This is a genomic window from Cochlodiniinecator piscidefendens (assembly GCF_011326755.1).
In the GTDB taxonomy this organism is placed as follows: domain Bacteria; phylum Pseudomonadota; class Alphaproteobacteria; order Rhodobacterales; family Rhodobacteraceae; genus Cochlodiniinecator; species Cochlodiniinecator piscidefendens.
The window spans coordinates 70,138-97,125 of the sequence record NZ_JAAOIE010000001.1 but is presented as its reverse complement, the minus strand read 5'-3'; the positions used below and the strand labels follow the sequence as shown (position 1 = coordinate 97,125).

Here is a 26,988-nt window from a genome sequence, read left to right as displayed (position 1 = left end):
CAGGGGACCACATGGGAATGTTTTTTTTACGGCGCTTAGGGGTAATGCTCCTAACAGCGCTCTGCTTGACGTTCATCGTCTTTTCGCTAACCAACCTTTATCCAAATCTTGAAAAGCTTGCCAAATCTCAAGGCAACAACCGAATGACTGACGCTGAGGTTTCTTCTTGGCTCAACCGAAACGGCTACCTTCAACCAACTGTCGTGAAATACGGTGAGTGGCTTGGTGTTTTGCCTGGGTTTACTTTTACCAACGACGAGGGCGAAATTTCTGGACGCTGCATCGAAAACGGTCAACCCGCTGAAGAGGCGCCCCGTTTCTGCGGAGTTATCCAAGGCGATTGGGGGACCTCTACTCGTTTCCGTGCAGAGGTCTCTGATGTAGTCAGCACGCGCCTATCGCTAACCGGCAAACTGATGTTCTTCGTCATGCTGGTAATGGTACCATGTGCTCTGATTATTGGTGTGTTGGCTGGAATGAAAGAAGGGTCAAAAACTGACCGTACGCTTTCAACAGCCTCTATCCTAACGACAGCAACACCTGAATATGTGTCCGGCGTTCTATTCATCGCTGTATTTGCAAGTTCTGCCGTTGGCCTAAAATGGTTCAAAGGCACCGCAGCAAGTGCGATGGACGACGCGAACTTTGCCAACTTCACGCTGCCTGTTCTGACAATCGCACTTTATGGCATGGGTTACATTGCGCGGATGACACGTGCATCAATGACCGAAGTTATGACCGCGCAATACATCCGTACAGCACGTTTAAAAGGCGTATCATTCAAAAACATCGTGATGAAACACGCCCTGCGTAATGCATTGATTGCTCCGTTTACGGTAATCATGCTGCAGTTCCCGTGGTTGCTGAACGGCGTGGTGATTGTTGAGACCCTGTTTAACTACAAAGGGTTCGGCTGGGCACTCGTCGAAGCGGCAGGGAACAACGATATCGAACTCCTCTTGGGCTGTTCTGTTGTCGCTGTTTTTGTTGTTCTGATCACTCAGCTGATTTCTGATATCGGCTATGTGTTCTTGAACCCACGCATTCGCATTTCATAAGGGGGGCTGAGCAATGGAAAGTCTGACTTGGGGTGGTATCATCCTGCAAATCCTAATCCGCTTTACGCCTGTATGGATTGCACTCATCGCGTTGTTCGCTGTTTCTATCAGCTACAAACGTAAACTCGGCCTATATGGCAAACTCTTTGATAGCACGATCGGTATGATTGGTTTCGCCTTGGTCATGTTTTGGGTCTTTACCGGTTTTTTCGGTGGGGCACTCGACTGGATCGTAACGCACGACCCAATTTCTGTGATTTCCGGGATGAAGAACAAAGCGCCGGGTACGGCATTGCCTGAAGGGGCTGCGGGATATCCGCATTACCTATTGGGCGGTGACAACCTTGCACGCGACGTCTTTAGCCGGATGGTCAAAGGCAGCTGGGAAGTAATCAAAATCGCACCATTTGCAACTTTGTTTGCCTTTATGGTTGGGATTACACTTGGATTGCCTGCTGGGTATTTCGGCGGTCGTTTGGACACACTCTTGTCCTTCGCAGCCAACTTGATCCTCGCGTTTCCGGTGATCCTGCTGTTCTACCTTCTCGTAACACCAGAAATTGTTGCAACAGGTATTCCAACATACATGGCCGCGGTGCTGTTTATATTCCCGGTAATTTTCTTGTGTGTTCTGTTTAACTCGCGGTTCCATACACAACCTGACAAGCGCAATGTATATTTAGGTATAACTTTGGTTGTTGGTCTCTGGTTCTACCTTGGTATTGCATGGGATGCAGACCCGCTTGGCGTTATCTCTGTTCCGTCAAACATTTTGGTTGTGTTCGTATCGGTGGTGTTCGTGAATTCGCCTACAGTGTTTCGTATCGTGCGCGGTCTCGCGCTGGATATTAAAACACGTGATTACGTCGCAGCAGCCCAAACCCGCGGAGAAGGGTCGTGGTACATTATGCTTTGGGAAATTCTACCAAATGCACGTGGCCCGCTGATCGTCGATTTCTGCCTGCGGATTGGCTACACAACCATCCTACTCGGGACACTTGGTTTCTTTGGCCTAGGTCTTTCGCCAGAAAGCCCAGATTGGGGTTCAACCATCAACGAAGGACGCAAGCTATTGTCAGTTTATCTTGCTCCTGCTGTTGTTCCGTCGGTTGCGCTTCTGAGCCTCGTATTAGGTCTTAATCTGCTCGCAGATGGCCTACGCGAAGAGAGCCTAAAGGACTAATCGCTACCGCCCCCTCATATGGGGGCGGCCAAGCAAAGCGGGGTACTCCCCGCGCGCAAGGAGATAAAGAATGGCGAAAACAGAATATGATGGTCCGATCTTAGAGATCGACAAACTATCCATCAGCTTTTTCACTCGATTACGCGAAATTCCCGCGGTGATGGACTTCTCTGTAAAAGTCCGCCCTGGGGAGGCCGTTGGTCTTGTGGGGGAATCTGGTTGCGGTAAATCCACTGTTGCCCTCGGAGTTATGCAAGATTTGGGTAAAAATGGTCGTGTTGTTGGCGGCACAATCAAGTTCAAAGGTCGCGACCTCGCGGAGATGAGCCCAGAAGAACTGCGTGACATCCGCGGTAATGAAATCGCAATGATCTATCAGGAGCCAATGGCCTCCCTGAACCCGGCAATGAAAATCGGCAAACAGCTGATGGAAGTGCCGATGATCCACGATGGGTTAAGTAAAGAAGACGCCTATAAAATCGCACTTGAAGCGGTGACAGACGTAAAGCTTCCTGATCCACAACGGATGATGGAAAGCTACCCACACCAACTGTCGGGTGGTCAGCAGCAGCGTATCGTTATCGCAATGGCGTTGATGTCAAAACCTGCTCTCTTGATCCTCGATGAACCGACAACCGCGCTTGACGTGACGGTTGAAGCGGGCATCGTGCAATTGGTCAAAGGTTTGGGTAAGAAATACGGCACATCCATGCTGTTTATTTCGCACAACTTGGGTCTGGTCCTAGAAACCTGTGACCAACTTTGCGTGATGTATTCCGGCGAAGCGGTTGAGCGTGGTTCAATTGCGGATGTGTTTGACGAAATGCAGCACCCTTATACACAGGCGCTGTTCCGTTCTATTCCGCTTCCGGGCGCTGACAAAAATGCGCGGCCACTTGTGGCAATTCCCGGGAACTTCCCTCTGCCCCATGAACGCCCCAATGGATGTAACTTCGGGCCGCGTTGCGACTACTTTGAAGAAGGCCGCTGTGATCTGGGCTATATCCCAATGTCACCTGTGCATGGCGTAGATCGTCACGAAACGCGCTGCCTGAAATCAGAGGAAATCGATTGGAACGCCCCCATCACCGTAGGCAAACAAACCGAAAAGCCTGAACCGGGCGAAGTTGTTTTGCGGATGGATAACCTCAAGAAATACTATGAGGTCGCCGCAAACGCGCTCTTTGGTGGGGGGGATCCGGGGGGGATCCTAAGGTCGTCAAAGCCAATGAAACACTGTCGTTTGAAGCACGTGAATCTGAAACGCTTGCGATCGTCGGTGAATCTGGTTGTGGTAAATCAACATTTGCCAAAGTTCTAATGGGGTTGGAAACGGCAACCGATGGGAAAATCACCCTCGGAAATGCTGAAATCCAAGACACCCCAATTGAAGAACGCGACACCAATACGATTTCATCAATCCAGATGGTTTTCCAAAACCCGTTTGATACTCTGAATCCATCTATGACAGTTGGCCGTCAGATCGTCCGTGCGCTCGAGGTGTTTGGCATCGGAAACACAGACAATGAACGCCGTGAACGGATGCTCAAACTGTTGGATCTGGTGAAGTTACCTCGGGCTTTTGCAGATCGTATGCCGCGTCAGTTGTCCGGTGGGCAAAAACAGCGCGTTGGTATTGCACGGGCCTTTGCGGGTGATGCGCGTATCGTGGTTGCAGATGAACCCGTATCGGCACTTGATGTATCTGTTCAGGCGGCTGTAACAGACCTACTGATGGAAATTCAGCGTGAAAACAAAACCACGCTCTTGTTCATCAGTCACGATTTGTCGATTGTTCGATACCTCAGTGACCGGGTGATGGTCATGTATCTGGGCCATGTTGTTGAACTTGGCACCACGGACCAGGTCTTTGCACCACCATATCACCCTTACACCGAAGCCCTGCTATCTGCTGTTCCGATTGCGGACACATCAATCGAGAAACAGCATATTGTTCTTGAGGGTGATATTCCATCAGCTATGAACCCACCTTCGGGCTGTCCGTTCCAGACACGCTGTCGTTGGAAAGATCAGGTACCCGGTGGGCTATGCGATACCGAAGTGCCAACCGTGCGTAACCTTCCTGGCAAACATAAGATTAAATGCCATCTGTCAGAGGAAGCTCTGGCGAGAATGGAACCGGTTATTAAAATCGCTGCAGAATAAAATCCCAAAACGCCCGGTTTCAGAACTGGGCGTTTTACTTTGAGACATGGAAGCCCCAATGAATAACCGTTTCGCCCCCCTTCCCGATCCACCCTATTACGCAGTTATTTTCACCGCTCAGCGCCTTGAAGGTGATTTTGGTTATGGGGCAATGGCCGATCGCATGGTTGAGCTCGCCCAAGAACAACCGGGATACATTGGCGTTGAATCAACACGCGATGAAACCGGGCTTGGAATAACCATCAGCTACTGGAAAGACGAACAGGCCCTGATCCAGTGGAAACAAGTTTCAGAGCATTTACTGGCGCAAAAGCTGGGAAAAACGCGTTGGTATGAATATTACACCCTACGCGTGGCCAAAGTAGAACGGGCCTATAGCGGCCCAGAAGGGCGCGATTAACTGCCTAAGATACGCCGCACGTAATTTCGTGTTTCACGGTACGGTGGCACCCCCCCGTGCTGTTCAACAGCACCAGGCCCCGCGTTATATGCAGCCAAAGCCAAACGCCACGATCTGAAGGTATTATACTGTTCCCGCAAATAACGCGCGCCGCCTTCGAGGTTTTCACGCGGCACACGCGGGTTAACCCCCAGATAACGTGCGGTTCCGGGCATCAACTGAGCGAGGCCAATCGCCCCTGCATGAGACCGCGCATTTGGATTCCAGTTGCTTTCTTGTTGCACCAGACGCAAAAACAGATCTTCGGGAATATTGTGACGGCGTGCAGCGTCACGAGCCATTTGCAAAAACTCACCGCGATACTGCCCTGTGTAGTTGGGCAAATTTCCCTGTGACGGTGTATTCACGCTGGGCGGTTGAAGGCGTACAGAATTGTTATATTGGCTCGCAGCACGCCCATCCAAAACCCGCAATTGGGATTGAAACACGCTCGAACTGTTCGGGGATGCATTCGAAAAACCGATGCTCTGCGCATTTGTATAATGCGGCGCAGCGCTCGCAAACCCTGCAATCAGTAAAACAACTTGTCTCATACACTGCCTCAACGTTTCTGACGCAAATATAACAGCTTTCGCGCCCACTTCCAGTGTTTGCATGTAAATTGGCTTTTCTTCGCTCAAGGCAAATGGTCTAACCTGTCTCCAAACAACAAGATTCGAGGGAGACCCAAATGGCCGGCTCAGTAAATAAAGTGATCCTACTCGGGAACCTAGGCCGCGACCCAGAGGTCCGCAGCTTCCAAAATGGTGGCAAAGTATGCAACTTGCGTATTGCGACCTCTGAGACATGGAAAGACCGCAACACCGGTGAACGCAAAGAACGCACAGAGTGGCACTCTGTCGCCGTGTTCAGCGAAGGCCTTGTGCGTGTGTGCGAACAATACCTGCGCAAAGGTTCAAAGGTTTATATCGAGGGCCAACTCCAGACCCGTAAATGGCAAGACCAAAGCGGCCAAGACCGTTATTCAACCGAGGTTGTTCTACAAGGTTTCGGTTCGACCCTAACCATGCTTGATGGACGTGGCGAAGGCGGCGGTGGCGGCAATCAAGGCGGCGGCTACGGTGGTGGCGGCAGCCAAGGCGGCGGTGGATATGGTGGCGGCTATGACAGCGGTCCTTCAGGTAATCAAGGCGGCGGTTTTGGCGGCGGCGGTGGCAACCAAGGTGGTCCATCCTCTTCAAACGATATGGATGACGAAATTCCGTTCTAGTCTCAACCAAGTTTCAGTTGTAAACTCTGCAAAATTACACAAATAGTATCAGCCACTTAAGCGCTTACTACATTCAAATCACAACATGAGATTTGGGCGCAGGCTGGTACTATAAATGTATGTAAACTTTTGGGTGTTCAGCCGCGAGATTTAATCGCTCAAAAGTATAAGATGATGTTGCTACTGAGCTCAAACTCGCAACGTTAATAAAGGCGGGAAGCGCGTAGACCTCAAATATCGCAGCGTTTCCCGCCTTTACGATGGTTTGATCACTGCATGGACGAAAAAATAGCAGATTTCTGAACCCATTGCCGATCATTCAAATATCCAATCCCGGGCGATTCCGCTTTGTGGATCGTCAAAGTAAATTTTCTATGGCTAGTTAGAGTGCACCACCCTCGGTTGCGATTGCGGGAACCTATTTTGGCCAGTTTTATGTATGATCCGACATTTGGAAGCACCACAATTTCTCGACAGATAAATAAACACGACTTTCGAAAAATTCCGAACCTGACAAACGAGAATTTCCGTAACAGCCAAGTTACTCGGGCTGTTGCTGTTGCAAAAGCGGGTTTGGGTTCGACATCCCTGTCGATCAACGATCTTGCTGGTCGGAAGATCTACAACATTTCTGACTATCCTACCGAGCTCGTTCTTAGGAAAGCCTGTCAGAACATTCGAAAGATCACGGGCGCAAAACAAGGTAGCAGGGTTGAGATTGTAAGGCGGCTGCGAGCCCTTTGCACAGAAGGATGTCCATTCACTTTGGCCAAGTTGGACATCAAATCATTCTATCCTTCCGTAGATGCCGAAGAACTGACCAGCGAAGTTAAAGGTTACCTCCCATCAATTCCGGCATGCCATGACAACAATGCTTGTCGAAGGCGGAGCAGATGAACTTGACATCGCACGCAATGCGGGCCGGTTTCGCATAAAAGACAACGCGTCATATGATCACTCAATACACTCTGTTTCGCGCAGGTTCATGGAAGATAGCACTGCCAAAGACGTCCTTGACCAAACAGTCGTAACGTCTCAAGCCGCTCCCATCGATCTTCAAGATGTTCTTTCAAACCGCATCGATGTCTCCAATTTAACAGAATTTGGATATTGCGATTTGAGTTGGTCAGGCTCGCCCTGCTCGCTTTTGCGAGACTGCGTTAATTGCAGTCACAATATTTGTATCAAAGGTGACCTCCGCGCAGAAAAAAACCTTCGGCTTCGATACAGCGTAGTCGCCGAACAACTAAGGCGGGCTGACAGAAAAATGCAGGCCGGGCATAAGGGTGGTGGTCGTTAGTGTGAGCACCACAAAAAAACACTTAAGCAACTGGAAAAACTTATCGCAATTCTTGATGATCCTGCCGTGCCAGCAGGAACGACAATACGGCCGATATCTGAGCAAAACAGCTTGCCGCCTTGCGTTCAAAGTGAAGCCTCGACGCGCCGGGATAATCACAGTTTTCTAGAAAATTCGGCAGAAACGAAATGATCAAACAGCTTACCGGAAAAGACATTGAGCAAATCGTTCAAATTATCGACAGCCTAAATGATGTGTCTTGGAGTCGTATTGTTTTGGAGATTAAATTTCATTTGCGAAAAGCATATACGCGGTAGGCACTTTGCAAAGATGAACGTCTATCAAGCGCTCGCAAACTTCGCCTCAATGCACTTAAAACCACACAGCACAGAAGCCGCGCCCATCGCAAGTTAGCCATTTGACTGAACGATATGAAGCTGTCAAAGCGGAGAACGTCCGACTTAAACACGAGAACAATCTACTTTTAGAGCAGTTTGCCCGCTGGGCCAAAAACACCTACGCTCGAGGCATCCCGCTCGCGGAACTAGACGATAACCCTATTGAGACAACTCTGAAGTAAGAGCTATCTATTGCCCTCAAGCTGAATTCAGCAGTGATGTGCGCGTCAATGCAACAAGACTAAAGCTCGTAAACTATCCACCATTTTCACCCGCCTATGCGGATCAAACTTTACATCAGGAACGCTCCTCCGCTATATTTTGGATAATTATTCCTTCAATTCCAGTAGGTTATCATTAGTTTACATGAATATAGTTGGGATAACCGTTTTAAAGAAATCAGACTCTGAATAGATAGATTTTCAAAACAACCTATCTCGGGGGGCTACAAAGGTTGCCCCCCGGATATTTGCGCCTGTGCAAACAGACAGGACCAGAAAATCGAAAAGCGCTCTGCACACACGAGAGGCTTCATTTATTCGCTCCCTCGTCGAACATTCACACCTTTAGTCATGCGAAAAACGCGACGCAAACTCTATAAATGCTCGTACTTTTGCGAGATGGGCAACATTTTTTCCCGGCATTGCACAGATCGCTCTGCTTCCTTTGGTTTCAAACTGTGTCAGAACCGGAACAAGATCGCCTTGTTCAATATCCTGACGAACTAAGAAGGATGCTAGGCGCGCAATCCCTTGGCCGTTGAGGGCGGCAGAATGGATTGTATCGCCAAACCCGATCAAAGCTGGGTCCACCTGAACATCTGTCACCTTACCCTGCATATGAAATCGCCAACGCCGCTGCGCTTTGCCCGCAATATCAAGAACAAGACAATCATGGAGCTCTAAATCAGAAGGTGTTTGAGGAGCGCAATGTTTTTCGAGATAAGCGGGAGCAGCGCAAACAACCCAAGGGTTTTGTTCGAGTATGAGGCAATCAGGACCCGTTGAAACATCAACCGAAGAAATAATGATGTCAGCTTCGGTTCTATCGCCGGCACCTTCGGACACTAACCAAGGAATAATACGAGGATACGCTTCTTGGAAACCATGAAGAATTGGCAAGAGGCCCCGTGTCGCGTAGGCCGCGATGGTTTTTATTTTTAGCACACCAGACAATTCAATGTCAGGCGAAGCAATTTCGGCCTCCGCTTGGGCCATATCTTTTATGAGCTTATTGCAATGAAGCAGAAAAGCTTCACCTTTGTCGGTAAGGGTCAGGCGCCGCGTTGTACGCGTGATCAATGACTGCCCAATCCGATCTTCAAGTCGCGTCAAACGACGACTAAGACCCGAAGGCGTTTTACCGATGATCTCAGCAGCGCTTGCAAAACTTCCTGCTTCAACGACGAGTTTGAAAATATGATAGTCTGTATGTTCCATGCTTATTCATGATTTAAACATCGTAATATTACAATTGATTTAGATATTTTTTGACGTAATTTTCTGCATTAGCCTGCCTATGACCAAACAGGACGCGCAGGATGCCACATTTCGAATTCAATCACATCTCAGTCGCTTATAGCGATACTGGCACTGGTTCAGCTTTATTGCTGATCCCCGGATTAGGCGGGCAACTTGCGTTCTGGGCCGGAATAACCGAAGTATTGAAGCGAGATTTTCGGGTGATCTCTTTTGATTATCCAGGCAGTGGCGGTTCAGCCGACTTCACAGGGCATATATCTTTAGACGACTTCGCAGACATGGCCTTTGCGCTGTTGGACCATCTGGCTATTGATCAGGTTCAAGTGATTGGGCAATCTATGGGCGGAACCATTGCGCAGATTATGACGCTGAGCTGCCCTAAACGCGTTAGCAAACTGATCCTAAGTTCTACATGGGTTGCATCTGACGCTGCGTTTGAGCGTGGATTTAACCTCAGACATCAGATTCTGACAGAATTGGGGTTAGAGGCATATGCAAAGGCGCAAGTTCTCGCGGTCATGAATGCTGAGCAAATCGCGAAAGATCCGCAACGAGCCACGCAATGGGAACAAAAAACAATCAATACCAGCACCCCCGACGCATTAAGCGTCCGAATTGAAGCGTTGATGGGTTTTGATAACGTTGATCGCGTGTCACAGATAAAACAGCCAACGCTTGTGATTGGGACCGAAGATGATCAGGTCGTTCCCATCCATATGTCCAAGCGGTTGGCCCATCTGGTTCCAAATGCTGAATTGAAAATCCTACCCGATGGCGGGCACTTTTTGCCGATGACTGCCCCTGGCACATACCTAGAACTTGTATTGCCGTTTCTTAGAGAAGAACGTCAAAAGATCAAACCCGTGTCTGTCTTACTTATTGGTGCAGGCTCAATAGGCCAACATATCATCGACGCCATTTGTGACGTTCCCGGTGTCGAAATTCAGGCAGTTCTGGTCCGCCCTGAGAGAGAGACATATTATGCTCAACATTTGCCCACTGGTGTTACCGTCGCATCTGATGTCGCTCAGCTAGAAGGCCTTAATTTCGATTTTGCCGTCGAATGCGCGGGACATGATGGCTTACGTCAATTTGGCGCTGATGTATTACGTGCGGGGATCAACCTTGGCATTCTTTCGGCTGGGGCAATGTTAGATGCCAGCACAGTACAATCGTTAGAAACAGCAGCCCTTACCGGAGGGGCACGGATCAAGATTTTATCCGGCGCATTGGCTGGCGTAGATGCTTTATGCGCGCTCGCGGGGGCTGGGCTTGAAACTGTTCACTTGATCAGTCGAAAACCACCAAGCGCATGGCGCGGAAGTGTGGCCGAGCAAGTGCTGGATCTAAAGTGCTGCACCGCACCCGTGACGTTGTTTCAGGGATCTGCCCGAGAAGCGGCGCAGTTATATCCTAAAAATGCGAATGTCAGCGCCATTGCAGCCCTCAATGGTCTTGGCCCTGATAAGACTGAAATCACTCTGATTGCGGATCCTGATATCCGCCAAAATTCCCATAACTTGGTGGTCAAAGGGGCTTTTGGATCATTCACCACCGTTTTGCACAGCGACGCTCTCCCTGACAATCCGCGCTCATCCGCAGCGGCAGCCCTTTCGGCGATTGCAGCGATCAAAGCGCAACGCACAGGCTTCATCCATTAAAAAGGACGCAACATGGCGATACGACAGAAAACAACCGTACCATCCCGAATGACCGCTCGCTGCCCCTCTCATGCGCGAACTGATATTTCGATACGTGATCTGGTGACGATCATTGACGAACCGGTTGAACGCGGCGGCAGCAATTTAGGGGCTTCGCCCACCGAAACAGTCTGTGCGGCGCTATTGGCCTGTACCAATGTGATTTTAAACCGCTGCGCCCAAAAAGCCGGACTTGAGGTGCAATCATTGGATTTATCCCTGAAAGCCAGCTTTGATCGACGTGGGGTCATGTTGGAAGAGGAAATTGAAACACCGTTTCCAGAAGCAACAATATCAATCACGCTTACGGCAAATGGGACCAACGATGCTCTCGCGGAAACCAAAGCCAATCTGCGGCGGTTTTGCCCAGTTTCCAAGATGTTCGTGAATAGCGGTAGCAAAGTAAACGAAAACTGGGCAGTGACTTTGAATGGAGAGGAAATCTAACATGGCAATGTTTGACAACAACACACAAGACATCGAAGAATGGCGCTCTGGGGTACGCACACAAATGCGCGTATCGTCCATCAACGGTTCGTCCCAACTGTGCATATTTGATCAATATTGCGACCCGGGCTTAGGTGCACCTTTGCATTTACATGCTGTCGAAGAAGTCTTGGAAGTAATTACAGGCCAAGCTGAAATTTGGTGTGGTGATGAAACCCATATGGCAACCGACAATCAGAGTGTTCTCATTCCTGCCGGATGCAAGCATGGCTTCCGCAATATTGGCGATGGTATTTTACACATACGCGCCACGTTAGCCGCCCCAATATTTGAAGCAACGTATGACGATCGAGAAGAACTGTCCCGTCGGTATGTACGACCTTAACCGATTGTCACTGTTCGCGATTTCATCGGTATTCTCGTTGGATACAAATGGGCTCCTAGGTGCTGTTTCTGCACCATAGCATCTTTCGTTCAGGAACCTGTTAAAAAAGCCGCGCCCAACCACGTAAATAATATGGTTGGGCACAAGGATTTCTAATTTAACACATAGCACTGATAGCATTCGCCGCCTCTTGAACAGCAGCTTTGGTTTGGTCAAAATCGGCTTCGGTCACAGCAAGCGATGGATAAAATTTACCCGGTGCTTTGAATATACCATTTTGACGCAGCACACTATTATAGGTCGCGTTGAGGGTCATCATGCTTTGCATTTCGGTAGTCACTACAGGGTGTTGCAGTAAAGAAGACATCAAAAAGCGTATAATCCCCACAGATCTGATACGCAATTCCAGCATCAGCCTGCATAGTCTGACCATTGGCGCGCAACGTATCAAATACCCCGTCACGCCGTAACACTTCCATGGTTTTCAAACCAGCCGCAGCCGCAATAGGGTTGCCTGATAATGTCCCCAATTGCGTGAGCCATTTATCGGCCCCAACACGTGACATATCAAGATGCTGCATGATTTCGGCACTTGCGCCGAGCGCTGCAAGTGGGAAACAAACGCCAATGATCTTGCCTAATGTGCAAATGTCAGGTGTCACACCATATCGTTCTTGTGCCCCCATATGCCAGTCGAAAACCAGTTACCACTTCATCAAAGATCAGCAGAACACTGTGTTTATCACAGAGATCGCGCAACCCTTGCAGATATCCCGGCTGTGGCGGGATAATACGCTGAAGTGGTTCAATGATAATAGCCGCTACATCCTCATGTTCCGCCAACAATGCCTCAGCCGTGGTCAAATCATTGAAGGGCGCAGGCTCATCTGGGCTTCGGCGCTCATGCCGTGATACCCGCAAGATCATCGAAGAAACATAAGATCGCTGTCATCCTTAATGCTCAAGAAAATGCCCGTTCTGAAGTAAAGGAACACGATTTTATGATGGTTCCTGTTTCTTTCCCCTCAGGCCTCGCGTTTTTCTACGTATTTAGTTGATTGGATTTAGTATGCATCATGCCTAACCATTTCGCCCCCTAGACGATCCTGATGCTAATCCTTATATCTTCACTCAGGATAAAAAGTGAGATCGCCATGACCGCCGAGTCGCCAGAACAGCTAGAGGGCACGCCCCTTATCAAACCATCCAGCACCGAACATGCGTTGTATGACAACATCGCCGATGCATGCCGTTCTGTGTACGATCCAGAAATTCCGGTGAACATATTTGATCTCGGGCTGATATACACCATTGATATTTCAGATGAAAATGACGTTGAAATCTTAATGTCACTCACAGCACCAGGCTGCCCTGTAGCAGGTGAAATGCCAGGCTGGGTTGCCGAAGCTGTTGAACCTTTAGCAGGTGTAAAATCCGTTCAGGTCCACCTAATTTGGGAACCCCCATGGGGCATGGATATGATGTCAGACGAAGCCCGACTCGAACTGGGCTTTATGTAAGCGCTTCTTGAGTTCAGACCAACGGCACCCTATCTTTAGGTCATCCGTTAACAGCAGGATCCGATCATGTTTGGCATTCCCGGCAAACAAGCCGTCACAATAACGCCAGCCGCGTCAAAGCAAATTGCAAAACTTATGGCCAAAGACGGCCATGAGGGCCTACGCATTGGCGTTAAAAAAGGCGGCTGCGCTGGCATGGAATACACCATGGACTATGTCGAAACGATTGATCCATTGGATGAAGTCGTCGAACAGGATGGTGCTCGTGTCATGATCGCCCCTATGGCACAAATGTTTTTGTTTGGTACTGAAATTGACTATGAAGTATCGCTGCTTGAGGCGAGCTTTAAATTCAACAACCCAAATGTGTCCGAAGCCTGCGGCTGCGGTGAATCGATTAAATTCGAAGGCATGTAGCAAACTGCGGCCTTGACTACCCCTGCTCTAACGCCAAAAAGAGTGAAACATTTAACCGGGGTACATCATGACACGCAAATTGGCTGCAGGTAATTGGAAAATGAACGGCACTTCAGCCGATTTGGCTGAAGTTGAAACGCTTCTTCAAAATCTCGGCGGCGTACAAACTGACGTGCTGATATGTCCGCCTGCAACCCTACTCCACCGCATGTCCGAAATGGCGAGCGATAGCATACTGGCCACTGGTGGCCAAACCTGTGATGCAAAACTTTCTGGTGCTCACACAGGTGATCTATCAGCTGAGATGCTAAAAGACGCCGGCGCGACCTATGTTATTCTTGGCCATTCAGAACGCCGCGATGACCACGGCGAAACCAGTGAAGATATTCGTGAAAAAGCCCGCGCTGCGCTGGCTTCTGATCTGACTGCTGTTGTGTGCCTTGGTGAATCCGAGGCCCAAAGAGACGCGGAAAACACGCTTGATATTATCGGCGGGCAGCTGGCGGGGTCTATTCCAGATGATGTAACCGCAGATCGCTTGGTAGTCGCTTATGAACCCATTTGGGCAATCGGCACCGGCCGCGTTCCAACACTTGAACAAATCAGCGAAGTGCATGATTTTATCCGCGCCCGCCTCATCCGCCGTTTTGGCGAAACAACCGGTGCGCAGATTTCTATCCTTTATGGCGGGTCCGTAAAACCGACAAACGCATCTGACATCTTTGCCGTACCAAATGTCGATGGCGCATTGGTCGGTGGAGCCTCTTTAAAGGCTGCCGATTTCATTCAAATCATCAACGCACTCGACGCCGCCTAACACGACGTCCTGAGAATACTCAGTATACCTCACAACGCAAAAGCCGCGCCCATAAGGCGCGGCTTTCACAATAGAGCGTGCGCGCAAGCGCACTCCATTTGGTTGCATTAATTTACGATGATCTCTGGCCCCATAAAGGTGTTTGGCAGGAACGTTGACAGCCAAGGGATATAAGTCACCATAATCAGGAAGATGAACAAAACACCGAGGAACGGTAGCGCTGCACGTACAACACCCATCATAGGCATACCAGCCACCCCGGAGGTCACAAAGAGGTTCAAACCAACTGGCGGCGTAATCATTCCGATTTCCATGTTTACAACCATGATGATCCCCAAATGAATTGGATCAATGCCCAATTCAATCGCAATCGGGAACACAAGCGGCGCAACAATCACCAACAACCCCGAAGGTTCCATAAACTGCCCACCGATCAACAAAATCACATTCACCGCGATAAGGAACATCACCGGGCCAAATCCAGCTGACAGCATTGCATTGGCAACGTGTTGTGGAATTTGCTCTTCGGTCAACACATGTTTGAGGATCAGCGCATTGGCGATCACAAACATCAGCGTTACCGTCAGCTTGCCTGCTTCGAAAAGCGTGCGGCGAGTGTCTTCGTGAAAAAATGCGGTGATGATGGCCATGGGTTTATGGATCAGACTGATCTTATGCCCATCTTTACCCGCCAAAGGTCCCATATCACGGTAGATAAAGCTCGCCACAAAGAATGCGTAAACAGAGGCCACTGCCGCCGCTTCGGTTGGCGTGAAAATCGCACCGGTCACGCCGGGGATCCCATAGATGCCCACCATGATAATGACGATCAGGAGCAACCCCCAACCCGCATCACGCAAAGATGCACCGATTTCACCCCATCCAGCCCATTCGCCTTTGGGCATGTCTTTGATCCGCGCCATGATATAAATCGCGATCATCAACATGACACCGGCCAAAATCCCTGGAATGACACCGGCCAAGAACATTCGCCCAACGGACACCTCAACCGCCGCGGCATAAACAACCATAACAATCGACGGTGGGATCAAAATGCCAAGCGTCCCCGCGTTGCAAATCACACCTGCTGCGAATTCTTTAGAATACCCTGCCTGCGTCATTGCCGCGATCACGATGGACCCAATTGCAACAACCGTTGCAGGCGAAGACCCAGATAACGCCGCAAACATCATACAAGCGAACACACCTGCAATCGCCAAGCCACCGCGCAAGTGTCCGACACAAGCTATCGAAAATCGAATAATCCGCTGTGCCACGCCACCCGTTGACATAAAGGACGACGCAAGAATGAAAAACGGTATAGCCAGCAGCGTATAGTGCCCTTCAAACGCGTTAAACAACGTTTGCGCAACAGATGCCAAAGAGCTTTCGGAGAACCACAGTAGGAATAGAACAGACGACATGCCAAGGCTAACGGCGATCGGCACACCCAGAAGCAATAGCCCAATGACCATGACAAACAGTAATAAGACTTCCATCAGCCACGCTCCCCGCGCAATTCCTGCACTTCTTTAATTTCGTCTTCAACTTCGTGACTGGCAACGATCCGATCAATTTTTCCGACCCACATCTGCACAGCCGCCTGCATGAAACGCAGCAAAAGCAACGCCATAGACAAAGGCAAAATGAAATAAGGGATAAAGCGCGGAAGTTTATTGTAGGCTTCGCCTTCGTTCATGAACGGCTCGATCCAACGCAGTACATCAGGCATGGGCACATCATTCACTTCGTACCAGCCGCGGTACGATGTTGGTCGCATTTCCTCAAACCCAGTGGGCAACCAACGCCCTGTCGTTTTAGGAAGGTTAGCAAAGTTGGCCCAATAATCCCACGCCCCCTTGAAAACGAAAATGGTAAATAGAATACAAACCGCGATCGTAAATAAACCGATGATCCGCCGAGCCCGGGCAGATACAGCATTAATCAGGACATCCACCCCAAGGTGAGCCCCTTTTTTCACGGCATAAGATGCCCCGAGCAGAACCAGCCAACCAAACAGAAAGACTGTCAGTTCTAGCCCCCAGAGAATATTCGAAAAAAACACTTTGCGCGCGATTACATTCGCAAAGGTCAACAGTGTCATGACCCCAAGGATCGTCGCGATTAGCGTTTCCTCAATTTGGTCAACAAAGCTTTCACCCGGTTTCGGATGCATTGCCCCACCCCCATATATTGGCCTGTAGGCCTAGAAAAAATGCGGCGCGCCTAAATCGTAGGCGCGCCAGCGGATTTTATTGCATGCTGGCGTTAATCGCCTGAGCAGCATCAATATTTTCCTGACCTACATCTTCTGCAAATTGATCCCAAACTGGACGCATCACATTCACCCACGCCTGGCGTTGTTCAGCAGTCAGTTCACGAATTTCACCACCTGCATCCAAAACGGCCTGACGCGCGCCTTCGTTCACGGCGAAGGCTTCGGCGTTGCGGGTTTCAGTCACTTCGGACAAGATTTGCAAGAACTGATCGCGCACTTCTGGCTCCAGGCTATCGAGCCACTCAGTCGAAGTTACAACGAGGTAATCAATGATACCGTGGTTGGTTTCGGTGATACCGTCCTGAACTTCAAAGAATTTTTTGCCGAAAATGTTGGACCAGGTGTTTTCCTGACCATCAACAACGCCCTGCTGAAGCGCACCATATACTTCTGAGAACGCCATGCGTTGCGGGCTTGCACCCAGGGCTTCCATTTGTGCAACAAGCACATCAGAACTTTGCACACGGAAACGTAGACCTTCGGCGTCTGATGGGTCGTTCAATGGAACGTTAGCAGACATCTGCTTCATGCCATTGTGCCAGAACGCCAAACCTTGAAGACCGCGACGCTGCATTGAATCTAACATTGCTTGGCCCGCATCAGAAGCTTGGAACGCGTCAACAGCTTCGATGTCGTTGAACATGAACGGCAAATCAAAGATGCGGAACTGACGGGTAAATGCTTCAAACTTTGACAGCGACGGTGCGGCCAATTGAATATCGCCCTGAAGCAAAGCTTCTAGCACTTTGTTGTCATCATAAAGCGTGGAGTTTGGAAACACTTCCATGCAGGCAACGCCGTTCATTTCGTCATTTACACGCTGCTCAAGCAACGAGGCCGCAATCCCTTTTGGGTGGCGGTCCGTGTTGGTCACGTGAGAAAAACGAATAACAATTTCACCGTCGTCGCAAGATGCAAACGCGGCCTGCGCGCCAAAGCTAAGCGTAACGGCCGTGATGGCTGCGGTTAAAAATTTCATGATTATCCTCCCAGATAAAACAACTTAGGCACACCGAATGCGCCAATGATGATAGGAAAGCGTGGGGTTGTAATTGGCTCAAGCAATACTTATGTGAAATGGGAAAAAAGTATAAATCACATACTTTCAATGCATTACACACCAAACTTCACCTAAATAGAACTGACCAACATTTTCTGCGTGCGGAATTTCACACGGTAGGTGTTATGGTTTGTGCGAAAAACCGCACACTACCGAAAGACTTCTGCTCGAATCCCGTGGCGTGCCAGCTTGTCGTAAAAGGTTTTACGCGGCAGCTTTAGCGTACGGGCTGCTTCGGTTGCGTTGCCCTGTTGCTTACGCAGTGCTTCGATCAATAGCGAACGCTCGACCTGTGCCAGTTGTTCGGCCAATCCCATGCTTTCGACTTCTTCACCTTCAGATAAACCCATCGAAAACCGCATCGCCGCGTTCATCAGTCCCCGCGCGTTTCCTGGCCAATCCTGTGCCATCAATCTAGAAATCACATCTGGCGTAATATCGGGTTGCGCCAATGCGGCCTGTTCGCAAGCAATACTCACGTAATGACGAAACAAGATGGGAATATCTTCGGGACGTTCACGCAAGGCTGGAATGCGTACGCTCATCACATCCAATTTATAATAGAGGTCGACATTAAAACGGCCTGCATGGGCCTCCGATTTTAGGTCCCGATAGGTGCCCGCCAGCAGCCGAACGGATTTTTCGTTATCCAAACGCTCAAGCAATGCAAATTGCGTTGCGGGCGAAAGCGCCGTGATCTCATCAATAAAAAGCGACCCCCCCTCGGCCTTTTCAAAGGCGACATTCAGCGCCTCAGCGCCAAGGGATGCCGCTGCGACCTTTTGAAAAGATCGCATTGATGCCGCAGATAGTAGATGAATGACTTCGGCAACTTTGGACGTGCCGGTGCCCGGTTCACCATGCACTAAGACCTCGGCGGATGATCCAGATACATGGCGCACACGCGCGCGCAGATCCTCGGCCAATCGCGACTCCCCAAAAAGCATCCGCGCGGCAGCGTCGCCATTTTGCAACTGCCGCTTTAGGCGGCGGTTTTCCAACACCAAAGCACGCGTGCGAATTGCCTTCTCAATAACAGCCAATAAATCTTTTGGACTGCACGGTTTTTCCAAAAATGCAAACGCACCGGATGAAATCCCCTTTACCGCCATCGGCACGTCAGCCTCACCGGTCAATAGGATTACGGGTAATTCACTATCCAGCCCCTGCACATAAGATAGTAAATCGAAACCATCCTTTCCTGGCATACGTATGTCAGAAACGATGATCCCATCAAATTCCGCCGATATGTGATCTTTGGCCTCGATCACGCTACCAGTTAGGATTGGTGTATAGTCAGCAAGCTCTAAGGTCTGTCCAATCGCATCCCGCACATTTCTATCATCATCAACAAGCAAAACACGCCGCGTCATACCCTGTGTCCTCCCGAGAGCGTCAAATCAATTGTAAAAACAGCACCGCCTTCGGCATGGTTTTTACCACTGATCCCACCACCAAAGCTTTGCACCAAACCGTATGAAATTGACAGCCCTAGGCCCATACCCTCGGGACCGGCACCTTCTGTTTGGCTGACGGCTTTGGTCGAATAAAATGGATCAAATATCTTTTCGACATCTTTGATCCCCGGGCCGGTATCGCGCACCATAAGCTGTAGTTTTTCAGATGAATGTGCCATTGTAACTTCGATCTGTTTATCAGTTTGGCCCGCCATTGCATCCACCGCATTAGAGACAAGGTTCATCAACACTTGCTGTAACCTAACATCCCCACCCCGCACATAAATGTCGGTCTCCGGGGCTCTCCAGGCCAAGCTCACTTGTTCTTGTTTCAAACGCGCTTCGGACAGTTCCAACACAACATCCACCACCTTACAGATGTTTACGTCTGTTATCGGTTCGCTTTCTTGTTTGGCAAAGGCGCGCAGGTTTTTAATGATCCGCCCCATCCGGCGTGCAAGATCAGAAATGCGGTTCAAATTCTGTGCGGCAACGGCGGGTTTGTCGCGTTCAATGAAGGCCTCAGCATTTTCCGCAAACGACTGTATCGCCATCAAAGGCTGGTTCAATTCGTGACTGATCCCCGCAGACATTTTCCCCAGCGCAGATAGCTTTGCAGACTGCACCAGTTCTTCTTGGGCCAATCGCAACTGCGCCTCGGCATCTTGCCGTTCTGTCACTTCGTGTTTTAAGTCGGTGTTGGCTTGCACCAAGGCCTGCGTACGTTCAGAAACCCGTTGTTCCAGCACCAAGTTGGCCAGCGCCAATGTTCTACGCCGTTCTGTCGCCAAAAATAATAGCGCCCCAAACGCAAGGCACGTCGCCACGGCGACAGCGGCCTGCAACCCTGCAATCCGTTCAGCAGGCGCAATACTGATCAAGACCTCACCCGTCATCCCGATCACCGGCAATGGGCGCTCCACGTGAATGGCGCGTCGCGGCAGATAGCGCCCTTCCTCCAAATGCCAGATGGTCTGCCCTGCAATGCGGCTGCTTTCGTGGGCAATGGCCCCTTCATTTCCTTCACGAAACAACAATTCTGAGCGGTTGGAAATAAAGATCATTCCAGCGTCATCCACAAAATAGATGATTTCTGGTGCCCCGCGCCAATCAGATTCCTCGACACGTTCCATGTCAACGCGCACTAAAACGGCCCCTTTGGGTGGGCCTTCAGCGGAAAAAACAGGGGCGGCGAAACTAAACGCCCGCTGCATTTCCGCGTTTATTCGCGCATGATCTACGCCCAATGCGCCACGCATTGCCCGAACAAAGGGACGGCTTTGCGAAAGGTCTTGTCCCAAAAAGTCAGGATTAGAAGACGCTCCAACGATCCCATCCTCGGTAACGAAAGACACATCAAGCGCGCCACTTTGATCTTTTATTTTAAGGAGCAAACTCTGAACGTCTGCACCCCCCCCTGCGGCAAGCGCCATCAGAGCAGGGTGATCAGACGTCAAAACCGCTGCCTGTCGATACCGCTGCAACTGCCCAACGATCCTGTCTGACGCAGACGATAAATCCGCCCGCCCCTGTTGGGCCACCTGTTGAAGTGCTGATGAATAGGCAAACCACCAAACCCCTGCCGCAATAACAAAGGTAAACACGATAAACCCAACGGCCCACCACAAGCGCTGCATTTCAAAATATGGATTTTTCCCAACCATGAATATTCCTACCTTAGAGGGGCTTGCAAAGACCAGTAGGTTTCGCGATGACTGTTTCTTTGACCATAAGGAAAAATCCGTGCAGCGTTTTCATCAATCTCCGACCGATCCCATTTTTGTTCAAAATCCGTACCCGTTTTATGAACAACTGCGTGCGGCGGGTGATTTGGTTTTTTGGGAAGATTACAGAATGATCTGCGCGACAAGCTACGGCGCGGTCAGTGCGTTGTTGCGGGATCGTCGATTTGGCCGGGAAATTCCTGAAAATAAACGCATGCCAATCCCGGATCACTTGAAACCGTTTTATGACGTCGAAGCGCATTCAATGTTGGAACTTGAGGCACCGCGCCACACACGATTGCGATCTTTGGTTTTGCGCGCATTCACGTCCCGCCGGATCAAAGAGTTGGCACCAGAGATCACAGCATTGTCTCACCAGCTGATTGATCAATTTCCCGCCGGAGAGTTTGATCTCATGACGGAATTTGCGCAAAAGCTCCCGGTGATCATCATCTGCCGCCTTCTAGGTGTACCGGAGGAAAAGGCCGACGATCTGCTACGCTGGTCAAATGCAATGGTCACAATGTATCAAGCACGCCGCACACGCGAAGACGAAGAAAAGGCCGTCAAAGCCACCGAAGATTTTGTCGCGTTCATGCGCAGCTATATTGACGAAAAGCGTAAAATCCCCGCTGACGATTTGATCACCAATCTGATTGCAGCCGAGGAAGAAGGCGTGAAGCTTTCGACAGATGAACTCATCACAACATGTATTCTTTTGCTAAACGCAGGCCATGAAGCCACGGTGCATTCTATTGGGAATGCCATGAAAACCATGTTCGACAATAACATCAACATTTCGGCGCAAGATACTAATTTTGCCGAAACTTCTATTGAAGAAACCTTAAGGTATGATCCGCCTCTTCATATGTTCACCCGTTGGGCCTATGAGGATATCACGCTTTTGGGTCATGATTTCAAAGCCGGAGATGAAATCGCACTTTTGCTCGCCTCGGCCAATCGGGACAGCGTAAACTGGGACAACGCCGAAACATTTGATCCAACCCGCAAAATCAAACCAAATACGTCGTTTGGCGCTGGTGTTCATTTCTGTGTCGGCGCGCCCTTGGCACGGCTTGAACTCAACATCGCGCTGCCGATCCTATTTGATCGCTGCCCCAATCTACAACTGACGGCTCCACCACACTATGCAAATGTCTACCATTTCCACGGGTTGGAGAACCTAATCGTGCGCATAGGTTAAATCGGAAGAATAGTTGTCGATTTCAGCTCTTCCATCGAAAGAAGCGCGGTAACGTTATAAATACGCACCTCTGCGATCAACGCTTGATAAAACACGTCGTAGGCTCGCGCATTGGCCACGCGGACCTTTAAGATGTAATCAATATCCCCGGCCAACCGGTGGGCTTCCATCACTTCGGGACGATCATGCAGGGTTTTTAAGAATTTTTGCTGCCATTCCGCTTCGTGTTCAGACGTGCGGATAAGGACGAAAAAACAGGCCTCTAGCCCCAATGCCTCGGCGTCCAACAGAACGGTTTCCTGACCGATAACACCATTTTCACGTAATTTACGGATACGATTCCAAACTGGGGTCTTTGAAGACCCTACTTTTTTGGCGATTTCATCAAGAGATTGGCCTGCATCAGCCTGCAATTCCCTAAGAATTTTCCGATCTACGTCGTCTAAACGAACTGGCATTCCGCTTTCCTTCTCAAAACAGGAAATTGTCACTTCGATCAACATCAAGAAGAACAATTTTCCTTATCTGCCCACTGGGGTAGCGTATATGCGGGAAAATATCCTATATCAAGTGCAGAAACTTGGAACAGGGAATGCTCCGATGAAACATTTTCCGATCTTTCTCTCGGTTGAGGGGCGCTTGATAGTTGTCTCAGGTGGTGGCGAAGCCGCCATCGCAAAGCTGCGTCTTTTGATGAAAACCGAGGCCTGCATCCGAGTTTTTGCCGCACATGCTGATGATGTCATCCGCGATTGGGCCGCAGAGGGCCGCCTCGAATGGGTCAACCGCGGCTTCGCCGCTGGGGATGCCAAAGGGTCCGCATTGTTTTACGCAGCGAACGAAGACGATGTCGAAGATGCACGCGTTGCTGGCCTCGCGGCAGTTGACGGTGCATTGGTCAATATCGTTGATAACCTAGCTGACAGTGCCTTTATCACACCGGCGATTGTCGACCGTGATCCTGTCACCGTTGCCATTGGCACCGAAGGCGCGGCGCCCGTTCTGGCCCGTGCGATCAAAGCAGATCTCGAGGAACGCTTACCGCCAGTCTTGGGAACCCTAGCTAAAATCGGCAAAGCGTTTCGCAAAACCGCTGATGCGCTGCCTATGGGTCGTAAACGCCGTGATTTCTGGGCCGATTACTATTTTAGGAAAGGCCCGCTCGCGGTTGAAAACGATGGGGTTGAGGCGGTGCGCCCTGCGCTCGAAGACTTGTTGAATGACCACCTGAACCGCACTGCGCGTGTTGGTCATGTTGATTTGGTTGGCGCGGGCCCCGGTGATCCTGAATTGCTAACACTAAAAGCACGCAAAGCCTTGGATGCGGCTGATGTCGTCATCTATGACCGCCTTGTCGCGCCAGAAATTCTGGAACTCGCCCGCCGCGAAGCGTTGCTGATCAATGTCGGCAAAGAGGGTTTCGGCCCCTCAACCACCCAAGATGATATCAACGCCCAAATGGTCAAACACGCCAAAGAGGGCGCTCAGGTTGTGCGCCTCAAAGGTGGTGATCCTGTTATTTTTGGTCGCCTTGATGAAGAAATAGACGCACTGGACGTTGCAGAAATCAGCTGGCGCATCGTTCCGGGTATCACTGCTGCCTCTGCCGCGGTTGCAGGTATCGGTCAAAGCCTAACGCAACGCGGGCGCAATGCCTCTGTTCGGATTTTGACGGGCCACGACATGAAAGGCTTTGCCGAACATGATTGGCGTCAACTGGCGCGCTCCGGTGAAGTCGCCGCCATTTACATGGGCAAAAAATCTGCCCGCTTTATCCAAGGACGCCTGCTTATGCATGGGGCATCTGCCGAGACTCCGGTCACGGTCATTGAAAATGCCTCACGCCCAGAGGCGCGTGTCGTCGCTACAAAGCTCAACTCTCTCTCCACTGCTTTAGACGACGCGCGCCTGAACGGCCCTGCCCTTACACTGATCGGTCTTGCCCCGCGCCGCGCGGCAGCCATCGCACAGTCCCTAATTGAAAAGACCGCCAAGGAAGCTATCAGCCAATGAGCCGTACATTCAAACCCAAAGTCGTAACCGCAAACGCCCTAATCGAGGGCGACGTGGTTTACCTGACCGCCGATGATCGCTGGACCCGCACACATGCCGAAGCCGAGTTGATCACCACAGAGGAACGCGCCGCAATTCGCCTTAGCTTTGGCGAAGCGCAAGACGGTATCGTTGTTGGCGTTTACCTCGCTGACGCTATCGCCTCTGAAAACGGTCCACAACCCATTCACTTCCGCGAGGAATTCCGCGCGGTTGGTCCATCAAACTACAACCATGGCAAGCAAGCGGAGCAAGCAAATGTATAAGTACAACGATTTCGACAGCGCCTTTGTTGCATCACGCAACGCCCAGTTTCGCAGCCAGGTTGAACGCCGTGTTGACGGGTCCCTGACCGAGGATGAATTTAAACCTCTGCGCCTGATGAACGGTCTGTATCTCCAATTGCACGCCTATATGCTGCGTGTTGCGATCCCTTACGGAACACTAAATGGCGCGCGTATGCGTAAACTGGCAGAGATCGCTGACCGCTGGGATAAAGGCTACGGTCACTTTACTACGCGTCAAAACATCCAGTACAACTGGCCGATCCTGTCAGATGTGCCGGATATGCTTGACGCATTGGCCGAAGTGGAAATGCACGCGATTCAAACATCGGGCAACACCATCCGCAACGTGACCTCTGACCATTTCGCTGGCGCTGCTGCCGACGAAATCGAAGATCCGCGCCCGGTTGCTGAGTTGCTGCGTCAATGGTCCACAGACCACCCCGAATTCCAATTCTTGCCGCGCAAATTTAAAATCGCTGTTACCGGCTCACCAAATGACCGTGCCGTAACCAAAGCGCACGACATTGGTCTGCGCATGGTGCGCAACGATGCAGGTGAGCCGGGTTTTGAAGTGATCGTAGGTGGTGGCTTGGGCCGAACACCAATGGTCGGTAAAGTGTTGACGCCGTTCCTGCCAAAGGCTGATTTGCTACCGTATTGCGAAGCAATCGTAAGCGTTTACAATCTGTTGGGCCGTCGTGACAACAAATACAAAGCGCGGATCAAAATCACTGTGCATGAAAACGGCCTCGACAAAATCCGTGAGCTGGTAGAGGCACGTTTCAAAACCCTACGCGCAGAATTTGCTGGCAACGATCAAAAACTGTTGGCCGAAATCGAAGAGCACTTCGCCGCACCTGCGTATAAATCAGCACCAGCTGACGCGTACCAAGCCTACTATGACGCTGATCCAGTTTTCCGCTCTTGGGCGGACACAAACCTAGATGCGCATAAAAACGATGACTACGCGATTGTAACTGTGTCGATCAAAGCGCATGGCCAAACACCGGGTGATGCATCCTCTGATCAAATGCGGGTTATGGCGGATTTGGCCGAACAATATGGTCACGATGAATTGCGTATCAGCCACCAGCAAAACGTGATTTTGCCACATGTGCATAAATCTGACCTACCCGCGGTACACGAAGCGTTGAAAGCCGTTGGCTTGGCCACTGCGAACCTTGGTTTGATTTCTGACATCATCGCCTGCCCCGGCATGGATTACTGTGCGCTTGCAACTGCGCGTTCAATTCCTGTCGCGCAACAAATCGCAATCCGGTTTGACGAACTCAAACTGGAACATGATATCGGTGAGCTTCAGATCAAAATCTCAGGCTGCATCAATGCCTGTGGCCACCACCACGTTGGTCACATCGGGATTTTGGGGCTGGATCGCGCTGGCGTTGAAAACTACCAAATCACGCTTGGTGGCGATGCCACTGAAACAGCGGCCATCGGCGAACGTGCGGGTCCGGGCTTTGCCTATGATGAAATCGTACCGGCGATTGAACGTCTGGTTTTGGGATATCTTGATCTTCGCAATGATGCTGAGGAAACCTTTATTGAGGCCTACCAACGCCTAGGGGCAGAACCGTTCAAAGCGGTACTGTACCCAGATGATCGCAAAAGAAATGCCGCTTGAGTTTCCACTCCCTCCCGTTGCGCAACGTGTTGAGGCACTGAATGCGCGCTATCGGCACCACAGTGCAACTGAGGTGCTAAAAAGCGCGCTTTCGGATCCGATGACAGGTCAGGTTGCGTTGGTGTCGTCTTTTGGCGCTGAAAGCGTTGTGCTTTTGCATATGATTTCAGTCATGGATCGCACCACTCCGATCTTGTTTGTGGATACTGAACTGCTGTTTCCTGAGACGCTCAGCTATCAGGAAGAATTGGCAGAGCGGCTTCGCCTAACGGACGTTCGGCGTATTGTGGCAAAAGATATCGCAGAGCGCGACCCATATGGCGCTTTGCGGTTTTCAGATACGGATGCGTGTTGTTCGTTGCGAAAGACAGAGCCTTTGCAGAATGCCCTATCCGGGTTTGACGCATGGATCACTGGACGTAAACGATTTCAAAACGGCACACGCGCCGCGCTTGATTTTTTTGAAGCGGACGGAGATGCGCGGATCAAAATAAACCCGCTTGCACATTGGGCCCCTGAGGACGTGCGCGACTATATGGATAACAACCGCCTGCCCCGCCACCCTTTAGTGGCGCAAGGCTACCCGTCTATCGGCTGTGCGCCATGCACATCCAAAGTAAAAGACGGCGAAGACCCTCGCTCTGGCCGTTGGCGCGGCGCGGACAAAACAGAATGCGGCATCCACATGCAAGATGGCAAAGTGGTTCGCCAATCCCCCGCTGTGGGGCATGAAAAAGGATGA

Annotated in this window: 25 protein-coding genes and 2 pseudogenes; 17 read left to right on the top strand and 10 right to left on the bottom strand. The window is 50.5% G+C overall.

Features of this window, described 5'->3' with window-relative positions; all coding sequences use genetic code 11:
• The first annotated feature begins 11 nt into the window (after positions 1-11).
• The 4 genes and pseudogenes from G9C99_RS00520 (at position 12) to G9C99_RS00505 (ending at position 4,807) form a co-directional block, all read left to right on the top strand.
• Positions 12-1,058 (top strand): ABC transporter permease, encoded by a 1,047-nt coding sequence (locus tag G9C99_RS00520; protein ID WP_166415504.1) that lies wholly within the window; start codon positions 12-14, stop codon positions 1,056-1,058.
• A gap of 13 nt (positions 1,059-1,071) precedes the next feature.
• Positions 1,072-2,241, top strand: a complete 1,170-nt coding sequence (locus G9C99_RS00515; protein WP_166415503.1) for an ABC transporter permease — start codon at positions 1,072-1,074, stop codon at positions 2,239-2,241.
• Between the two features lie 70 nt (positions 2,242-2,311).
• Positions 2,312-4,407, top strand: a pseudogene (locus G9C99_RS00510) (dipeptide ABC transporter ATP-binding protein).
• 58 nt (positions 4,408-4,465) lie between these two features.
• The gene (locus G9C99_RS00505; RefSeq protein ID WP_166415502.1) at positions 4,466-4,807 is read left to right on the top strand and encodes an antibiotic biosynthesis monooxygenase family protein; all 342 of its coding nucleotides are present in this window, start codon (positions 4,466-4,468) and stop codon (positions 4,805-4,807) included.
• Here G9C99_RS00505 and G9C99_RS00500 read toward each other — a convergent pair.
• Positions 4,804-5,400, bottom strand: a complete 597-nt coding sequence (locus G9C99_RS00500) for a lytic transglycosylase domain-containing protein (protein ID WP_166415501.1) — start codon at positions 5,398-5,400, stop codon at positions 4,804-4,806. The genes G9C99_RS00505 and G9C99_RS00500 overlap by 4 nt on opposite strands.
• A gap of 137 nt (positions 5,401-5,537) precedes the next feature.
• On the opposite strand from G9C99_RS00500, the gene ssb reads away from it, so the two are divergent.
• Together ssb and G9C99_RS18330 are read left to right on the top strand one after the other, a co-directional pair.
• Positions 5,538-6,077: a single-stranded DNA-binding protein gene (gene ssb / locus G9C99_RS00495; RefSeq protein ID WP_166415500.1), complete on the top strand. Its 540-nt coding sequence runs from the start codon at positions 5,538-5,540 to the stop codon at positions 6,075-6,077.
• Positions 6,078-6,512: 435 nt separating this feature from the next.
• Positions 6,513-6,974 (top strand): hypothetical protein, encoded by a 462-nt coding sequence (locus G9C99_RS18330; RefSeq protein ID WP_205859806.1) that lies wholly within the window; start codon positions 6,513-6,515, stop codon positions 6,972-6,974.
• 1,367 nt (positions 6,975-8,341) lie between these two features.
• On the opposite strand, the gene G9C99_RS00490 is transcribed toward G9C99_RS18330, so the two are convergent.
• Positions 8,342-9,214, bottom strand: a complete 873-nt coding sequence (locus G9C99_RS00490) for a LysR family transcriptional regulator (protein ID WP_166415499.1) — start codon at positions 9,212-9,214, stop codon at positions 8,342-8,344.
• A 101-nt stretch (positions 9,215-9,315) separates the two neighbouring features.
• Between G9C99_RS00490 and G9C99_RS00485 the strand changes: the two genes are divergently transcribed.
• The 3 genes from G9C99_RS00485 to G9C99_RS00475 are packed head-to-tail and all read left to right on the top strand — an operon-like array spanning position 9,316 to position 11,788.
• Entirely contained in the window at positions 9,316-10,917 is a 1,602-nt protein-coding gene (locus G9C99_RS00485; RefSeq protein WP_166415498.1) for an aspartate dehydrogenase, read from the top strand.
• Between the two features lie 12 nt (positions 10,918-10,929).
• Positions 10,930-11,403, top strand: a complete 474-nt coding sequence (locus G9C99_RS00480) for an OsmC family protein (RefSeq protein ID WP_166415497.1) — start codon at positions 10,930-10,932, stop codon at positions 11,401-11,403.
• A gap of 1 nt (position 11,404) precedes the next feature.
• Positions 11,405-11,788, top strand: a complete 384-nt coding sequence (locus G9C99_RS00475; RefSeq protein WP_166415496.1) for a cupin domain-containing protein — start codon at positions 11,405-11,407, stop codon at positions 11,786-11,788.
• 157 nt (positions 11,789-11,945) lie between these two features.
• Here G9C99_RS00475 and G9C99_RS18620 read toward each other — a convergent pair whose 3' ends face one another.
• Together G9C99_RS18620 and G9C99_RS00470 are read right to left on the bottom strand one after the other, a co-directional pair.
• Positions 11,946-12,107, bottom strand: coding sequence for a hypothetical protein (locus tag G9C99_RS18620; RefSeq protein WP_331459952.1), 162 nt, complete (start codon positions 12,105-12,107; stop codon positions 11,946-11,948).
• Positions 12,082-12,715, bottom strand: a pseudogene (locus G9C99_RS00470) (aminotransferase class III-fold pyridoxal phosphate-dependent enzyme). Before G9C99_RS00470 ends, G9C99_RS18620 begins: the two are co-directional and overlap by 26 nt.
• Positions 12,716-12,942: 227 nt before the next feature.
• On the opposite strand from G9C99_RS00470, the gene G9C99_RS00465 reads away from it, so the two are divergent.
• The 3 genes from G9C99_RS00465 (at position 12,943) to tpiA (ending at position 14,542) form a co-directional block, all read left to right on the top strand.
• A complete protein-coding gene (locus G9C99_RS00465) occupies positions 12,943-13,308 on the top strand; it encodes an SUF system Fe-S cluster assembly protein (RefSeq protein ID WP_166415495.1) in 366 nt (121 codons plus the stop codon).
• 66 nt (positions 13,309-13,374) lie between these two features.
• On the top strand, positions 13,375-13,725 hold the full coding sequence (locus G9C99_RS00460) for a HesB/IscA family protein (protein ID WP_166415494.1): 351 nt from the start codon (positions 13,375-13,377) through the stop codon (positions 13,723-13,725).
• A gap of 67 nt (positions 13,726-13,792) precedes the next feature.
• Positions 13,793-14,542, top strand: a complete 750-nt coding sequence (tpiA, locus tag G9C99_RS00455) for a triose-phosphate isomerase (protein WP_166415493.1) — start codon at positions 13,793-13,795, stop codon at positions 14,540-14,542.
• Between the two features lie 107 nt (positions 14,543-14,649).
• On the opposite strand, the gene G9C99_RS00450 is transcribed toward tpiA, so the two are convergent.
• From G9C99_RS00450 to G9C99_RS00430, 5 genes are all read right to left on the bottom strand, one after another.
• Positions 14,650-16,041, bottom strand: a complete 1,392-nt coding sequence (locus G9C99_RS00450) for a TRAP transporter large permease (RefSeq protein WP_166415492.1) — start codon at positions 16,039-16,041, stop codon at positions 14,650-14,652.
• Positions 16,041-16,718, bottom strand: coding sequence for a TRAP transporter small permease (locus G9C99_RS00445; RefSeq protein WP_166415491.1), 678 nt, complete (start codon positions 16,716-16,718; stop codon positions 16,041-16,043). The genes G9C99_RS00450 and G9C99_RS00445 overlap by 1 nt, the downstream gene beginning before the upstream one ends.
• Before the next feature lie 76 nt (positions 16,719-16,794).
• Complete coding sequence (locus tag G9C99_RS00440) at positions 16,795-17,799, bottom strand: DctP family TRAP transporter solute-binding subunit (protein ID WP_166415490.1); 1,005 nt, start codon at positions 17,797-17,799, stop codon at positions 16,795-16,797.
• Between the two features lie 230 nt (positions 17,800-18,029).
• Positions 18,030-19,253 (bottom strand): sigma-54-dependent transcriptional regulator, encoded by a 1,224-nt coding sequence (locus G9C99_RS00435; RefSeq protein WP_166415489.1) that lies wholly within the window; start codon positions 19,251-19,253, stop codon positions 18,030-18,032.
• Entirely contained in the window at positions 19,250-21,001 is a 1,752-nt protein-coding gene (locus tag G9C99_RS00430) for a sensor histidine kinase (protein ID WP_231703935.1), read from the bottom strand. The genes G9C99_RS00435 and G9C99_RS00430 overlap by 4 nt, the downstream gene beginning before the upstream one ends.
• 79 nt (positions 21,002-21,080) lie before the next feature.
• On the opposite strand from G9C99_RS00430, the gene G9C99_RS00425 reads away from it, so the two are divergent.
• A complete protein-coding gene (locus tag G9C99_RS00425) occupies positions 21,081-22,265 on the top strand; it encodes a cytochrome P450 (protein WP_166416264.1) in 1,185 nt (394 codons plus the stop codon).
• Here the strand turns inward: G9C99_RS00425 and G9C99_RS00420 are convergent.
• Positions 22,262-22,723 carry an Lrp/AsnC family transcriptional regulator gene (locus G9C99_RS00420; RefSeq protein WP_166415488.1) on the bottom strand — a complete coding sequence of 154 codons (462 nt, stop codon included), beginning with the start codon at positions 22,721-22,723 and terminating at the stop codon, positions 22,262-22,264. The two genes, G9C99_RS00425 and G9C99_RS00420, sit on opposite strands and share 4 nt — an antisense overlap.
• A gap of 142 nt (positions 22,724-22,865) precedes the next feature.
• On the opposite strand from G9C99_RS00420, the gene cysG reads away from it, so the two are divergent.
• Genes cysG through G9C99_RS00400 form a run of 4 tightly spaced genes read left to right on the top strand, consistent with a single transcriptional unit; the run spans position 22,866 to position 26,988 of the window.
• The gene (gene cysG / locus G9C99_RS00415) at positions 22,866-24,278 is read left to right on the top strand and encodes a siroheme synthase CysG (protein WP_166415487.1); all 1,413 of its coding nucleotides are present in this window, start codon (positions 22,866-22,868) and stop codon (positions 24,276-24,278) included.
• Entirely contained in the window at positions 24,275-24,583 is a 309-nt protein-coding gene (locus tag G9C99_RS00410) for a DUF2849 domain-containing protein (RefSeq protein WP_166415486.1), read from the top strand. Before cysG ends, G9C99_RS00410 begins: the two co-directional genes overlap by 4 nt.
• Positions 24,576-26,246 carry a nitrite/sulfite reductase gene (locus G9C99_RS00405; RefSeq protein ID WP_166415485.1) on the top strand — a complete coding sequence of 557 codons (1,671 nt, stop codon included), beginning with the start codon at positions 24,576-24,578 and terminating at the stop codon, positions 26,244-26,246. The genes G9C99_RS00410 and G9C99_RS00405 overlap by 8 nt, the downstream gene beginning before the upstream one ends.
• Positions 26,221-26,988, top strand: coding sequence for a phosphoadenylyl-sulfate reductase (locus G9C99_RS00400; protein WP_231703934.1), 768 nt, complete (start codon positions 26,221-26,223; stop codon positions 26,986-26,988). The genes G9C99_RS00405 and G9C99_RS00400 overlap by 26 nt, the downstream gene beginning before the upstream one ends.

Coding starts and splice junctions, on each gene's coding strand:
- G9C99_RS00450 (WP_166415492.1), bottom strand. CDS start 16,041: ATGGAAGTCTTATTACTGTTTGTCATGGTCATTGGGCTATTGCTTCTG.
- G9C99_RS18620 (WP_331459952.1), bottom strand. CDS start 12,107: ATGATGACCCTCAACGCGACCTATAATAGTGTGCTGCGTCAAAATGGT.
- G9C99_RS00480 (WP_166415497.1), top strand. CDS start 10,930: ATGGCGATACGACAGAAAACAACCGTACCATCCCGAATGACCGCTCGC.
- ssb (WP_166415500.1), top strand. CDS start 5,538: ATGGCCGGCTCAGTAAATAAAGTGATCCTACTCGGGAACCTAGGCCGC.
- G9C99_RS00435 (WP_166415489.1), bottom strand. CDS start 19,253: ATGACGCGGCGTGTTTTGCTTGTTGATGATGATAGAAATGTGCGGGAT.
- tpiA (WP_166415493.1), top strand. CDS start 13,793: ATGACACGCAAATTGGCTGCAGGTAATTGGAAAATGAACGGCACTTCA.
- G9C99_RS00400 (WP_231703934.1), top strand. CDS start 26,221: ATGATCGCAAAAGAAATGCCGCTTGAGTTTCCACTCCCTCCCGTTGCG.
- G9C99_RS18330 (WP_205859806.1), top strand. CDS start 6,513: ATGTATGATCCGACATTTGGAAGCACCACAATTTCTCGACAGATAAAT.
- G9C99_RS00475 (WP_166415496.1), top strand. CDS start 11,405: ATGGCAATGTTTGACAACAACACACAAGACATCGAAGAATGGCGCTCT.
- G9C99_RS00485 (WP_166415498.1), top strand. CDS start 9,316: ATGCCACATTTCGAATTCAATCACATCTCAGTCGCTTATAGCGATACT.
- G9C99_RS00420 (WP_166415488.1), bottom strand. CDS start 22,723: ATGCCAGTTCGTTTAGACGACGTAGATCGGAAAATTCTTAGGGAATTG.
- G9C99_RS00445 (WP_166415491.1), bottom strand. CDS start 16,718: ATGCATCCGAAACCGGGTGAAAGCTTTGTTGACCAAATTGAGGAAACG.
- G9C99_RS00440 (WP_166415490.1), bottom strand. CDS start 17,799: ATGAAATTTTTAACCGCAGCCATCACGGCCGTTACGCTTAGCTTTGGC.
- G9C99_RS00505 (WP_166415502.1), top strand. CDS start 4,466: ATGAATAACCGTTTCGCCCCCCTTCCCGATCCACCCTATTACGCAGTT.
- G9C99_RS00405 (WP_166415485.1), top strand. CDS start 24,576: ATGTATAAGTACAACGATTTCGACAGCGCCTTTGTTGCATCACGCAAC.
- G9C99_RS00520 (WP_166415504.1), top strand. CDS start 12: ATGGGAATGTTTTTTTTACGGCGCTTAGGGGTAATGCTCCTAACAGCG.
- G9C99_RS00515 (WP_166415503.1), top strand. CDS start 1,072: ATGGAAAGTCTGACTTGGGGTGGTATCATCCTGCAAATCCTAATCCGC.
- G9C99_RS00460 (WP_166415494.1), top strand. CDS start 13,375: ATGTTTGGCATTCCCGGCAAACAAGCCGTCACAATAACGCCAGCCGCG.
- G9C99_RS00500 (WP_166415501.1), bottom strand. CDS start 5,400: ATGAGACAAGTTGTTTTACTGATTGCAGGGTTTGCGAGCGCTGCGCCG.
- cysG (WP_166415487.1), top strand. CDS start 22,866: ATGAAACATTTTCCGATCTTTCTCTCGGTTGAGGGGCGCTTGATAGTT.
- G9C99_RS00410 (WP_166415486.1), top strand. CDS start 24,275: ATGAGCCGTACATTCAAACCCAAAGTCGTAACCGCAAACGCCCTAATC.
- G9C99_RS00490 (WP_166415499.1), bottom strand. CDS start 9,214: ATGGAACATACAGACTATCATATTTTCAAACTCGTCGTTGAAGCAGGA.
- G9C99_RS00430 (WP_231703935.1), bottom strand. CDS start 21,001: ATGGTTGGGAAAAATCCATATTTTGAAATGCAGCGCTTGTGGTGGGCC.
- G9C99_RS00465 (WP_166415495.1), top strand. CDS start 12,943: ATGACCGCCGAGTCGCCAGAACAGCTAGAGGGCACGCCCCTTATCAAA.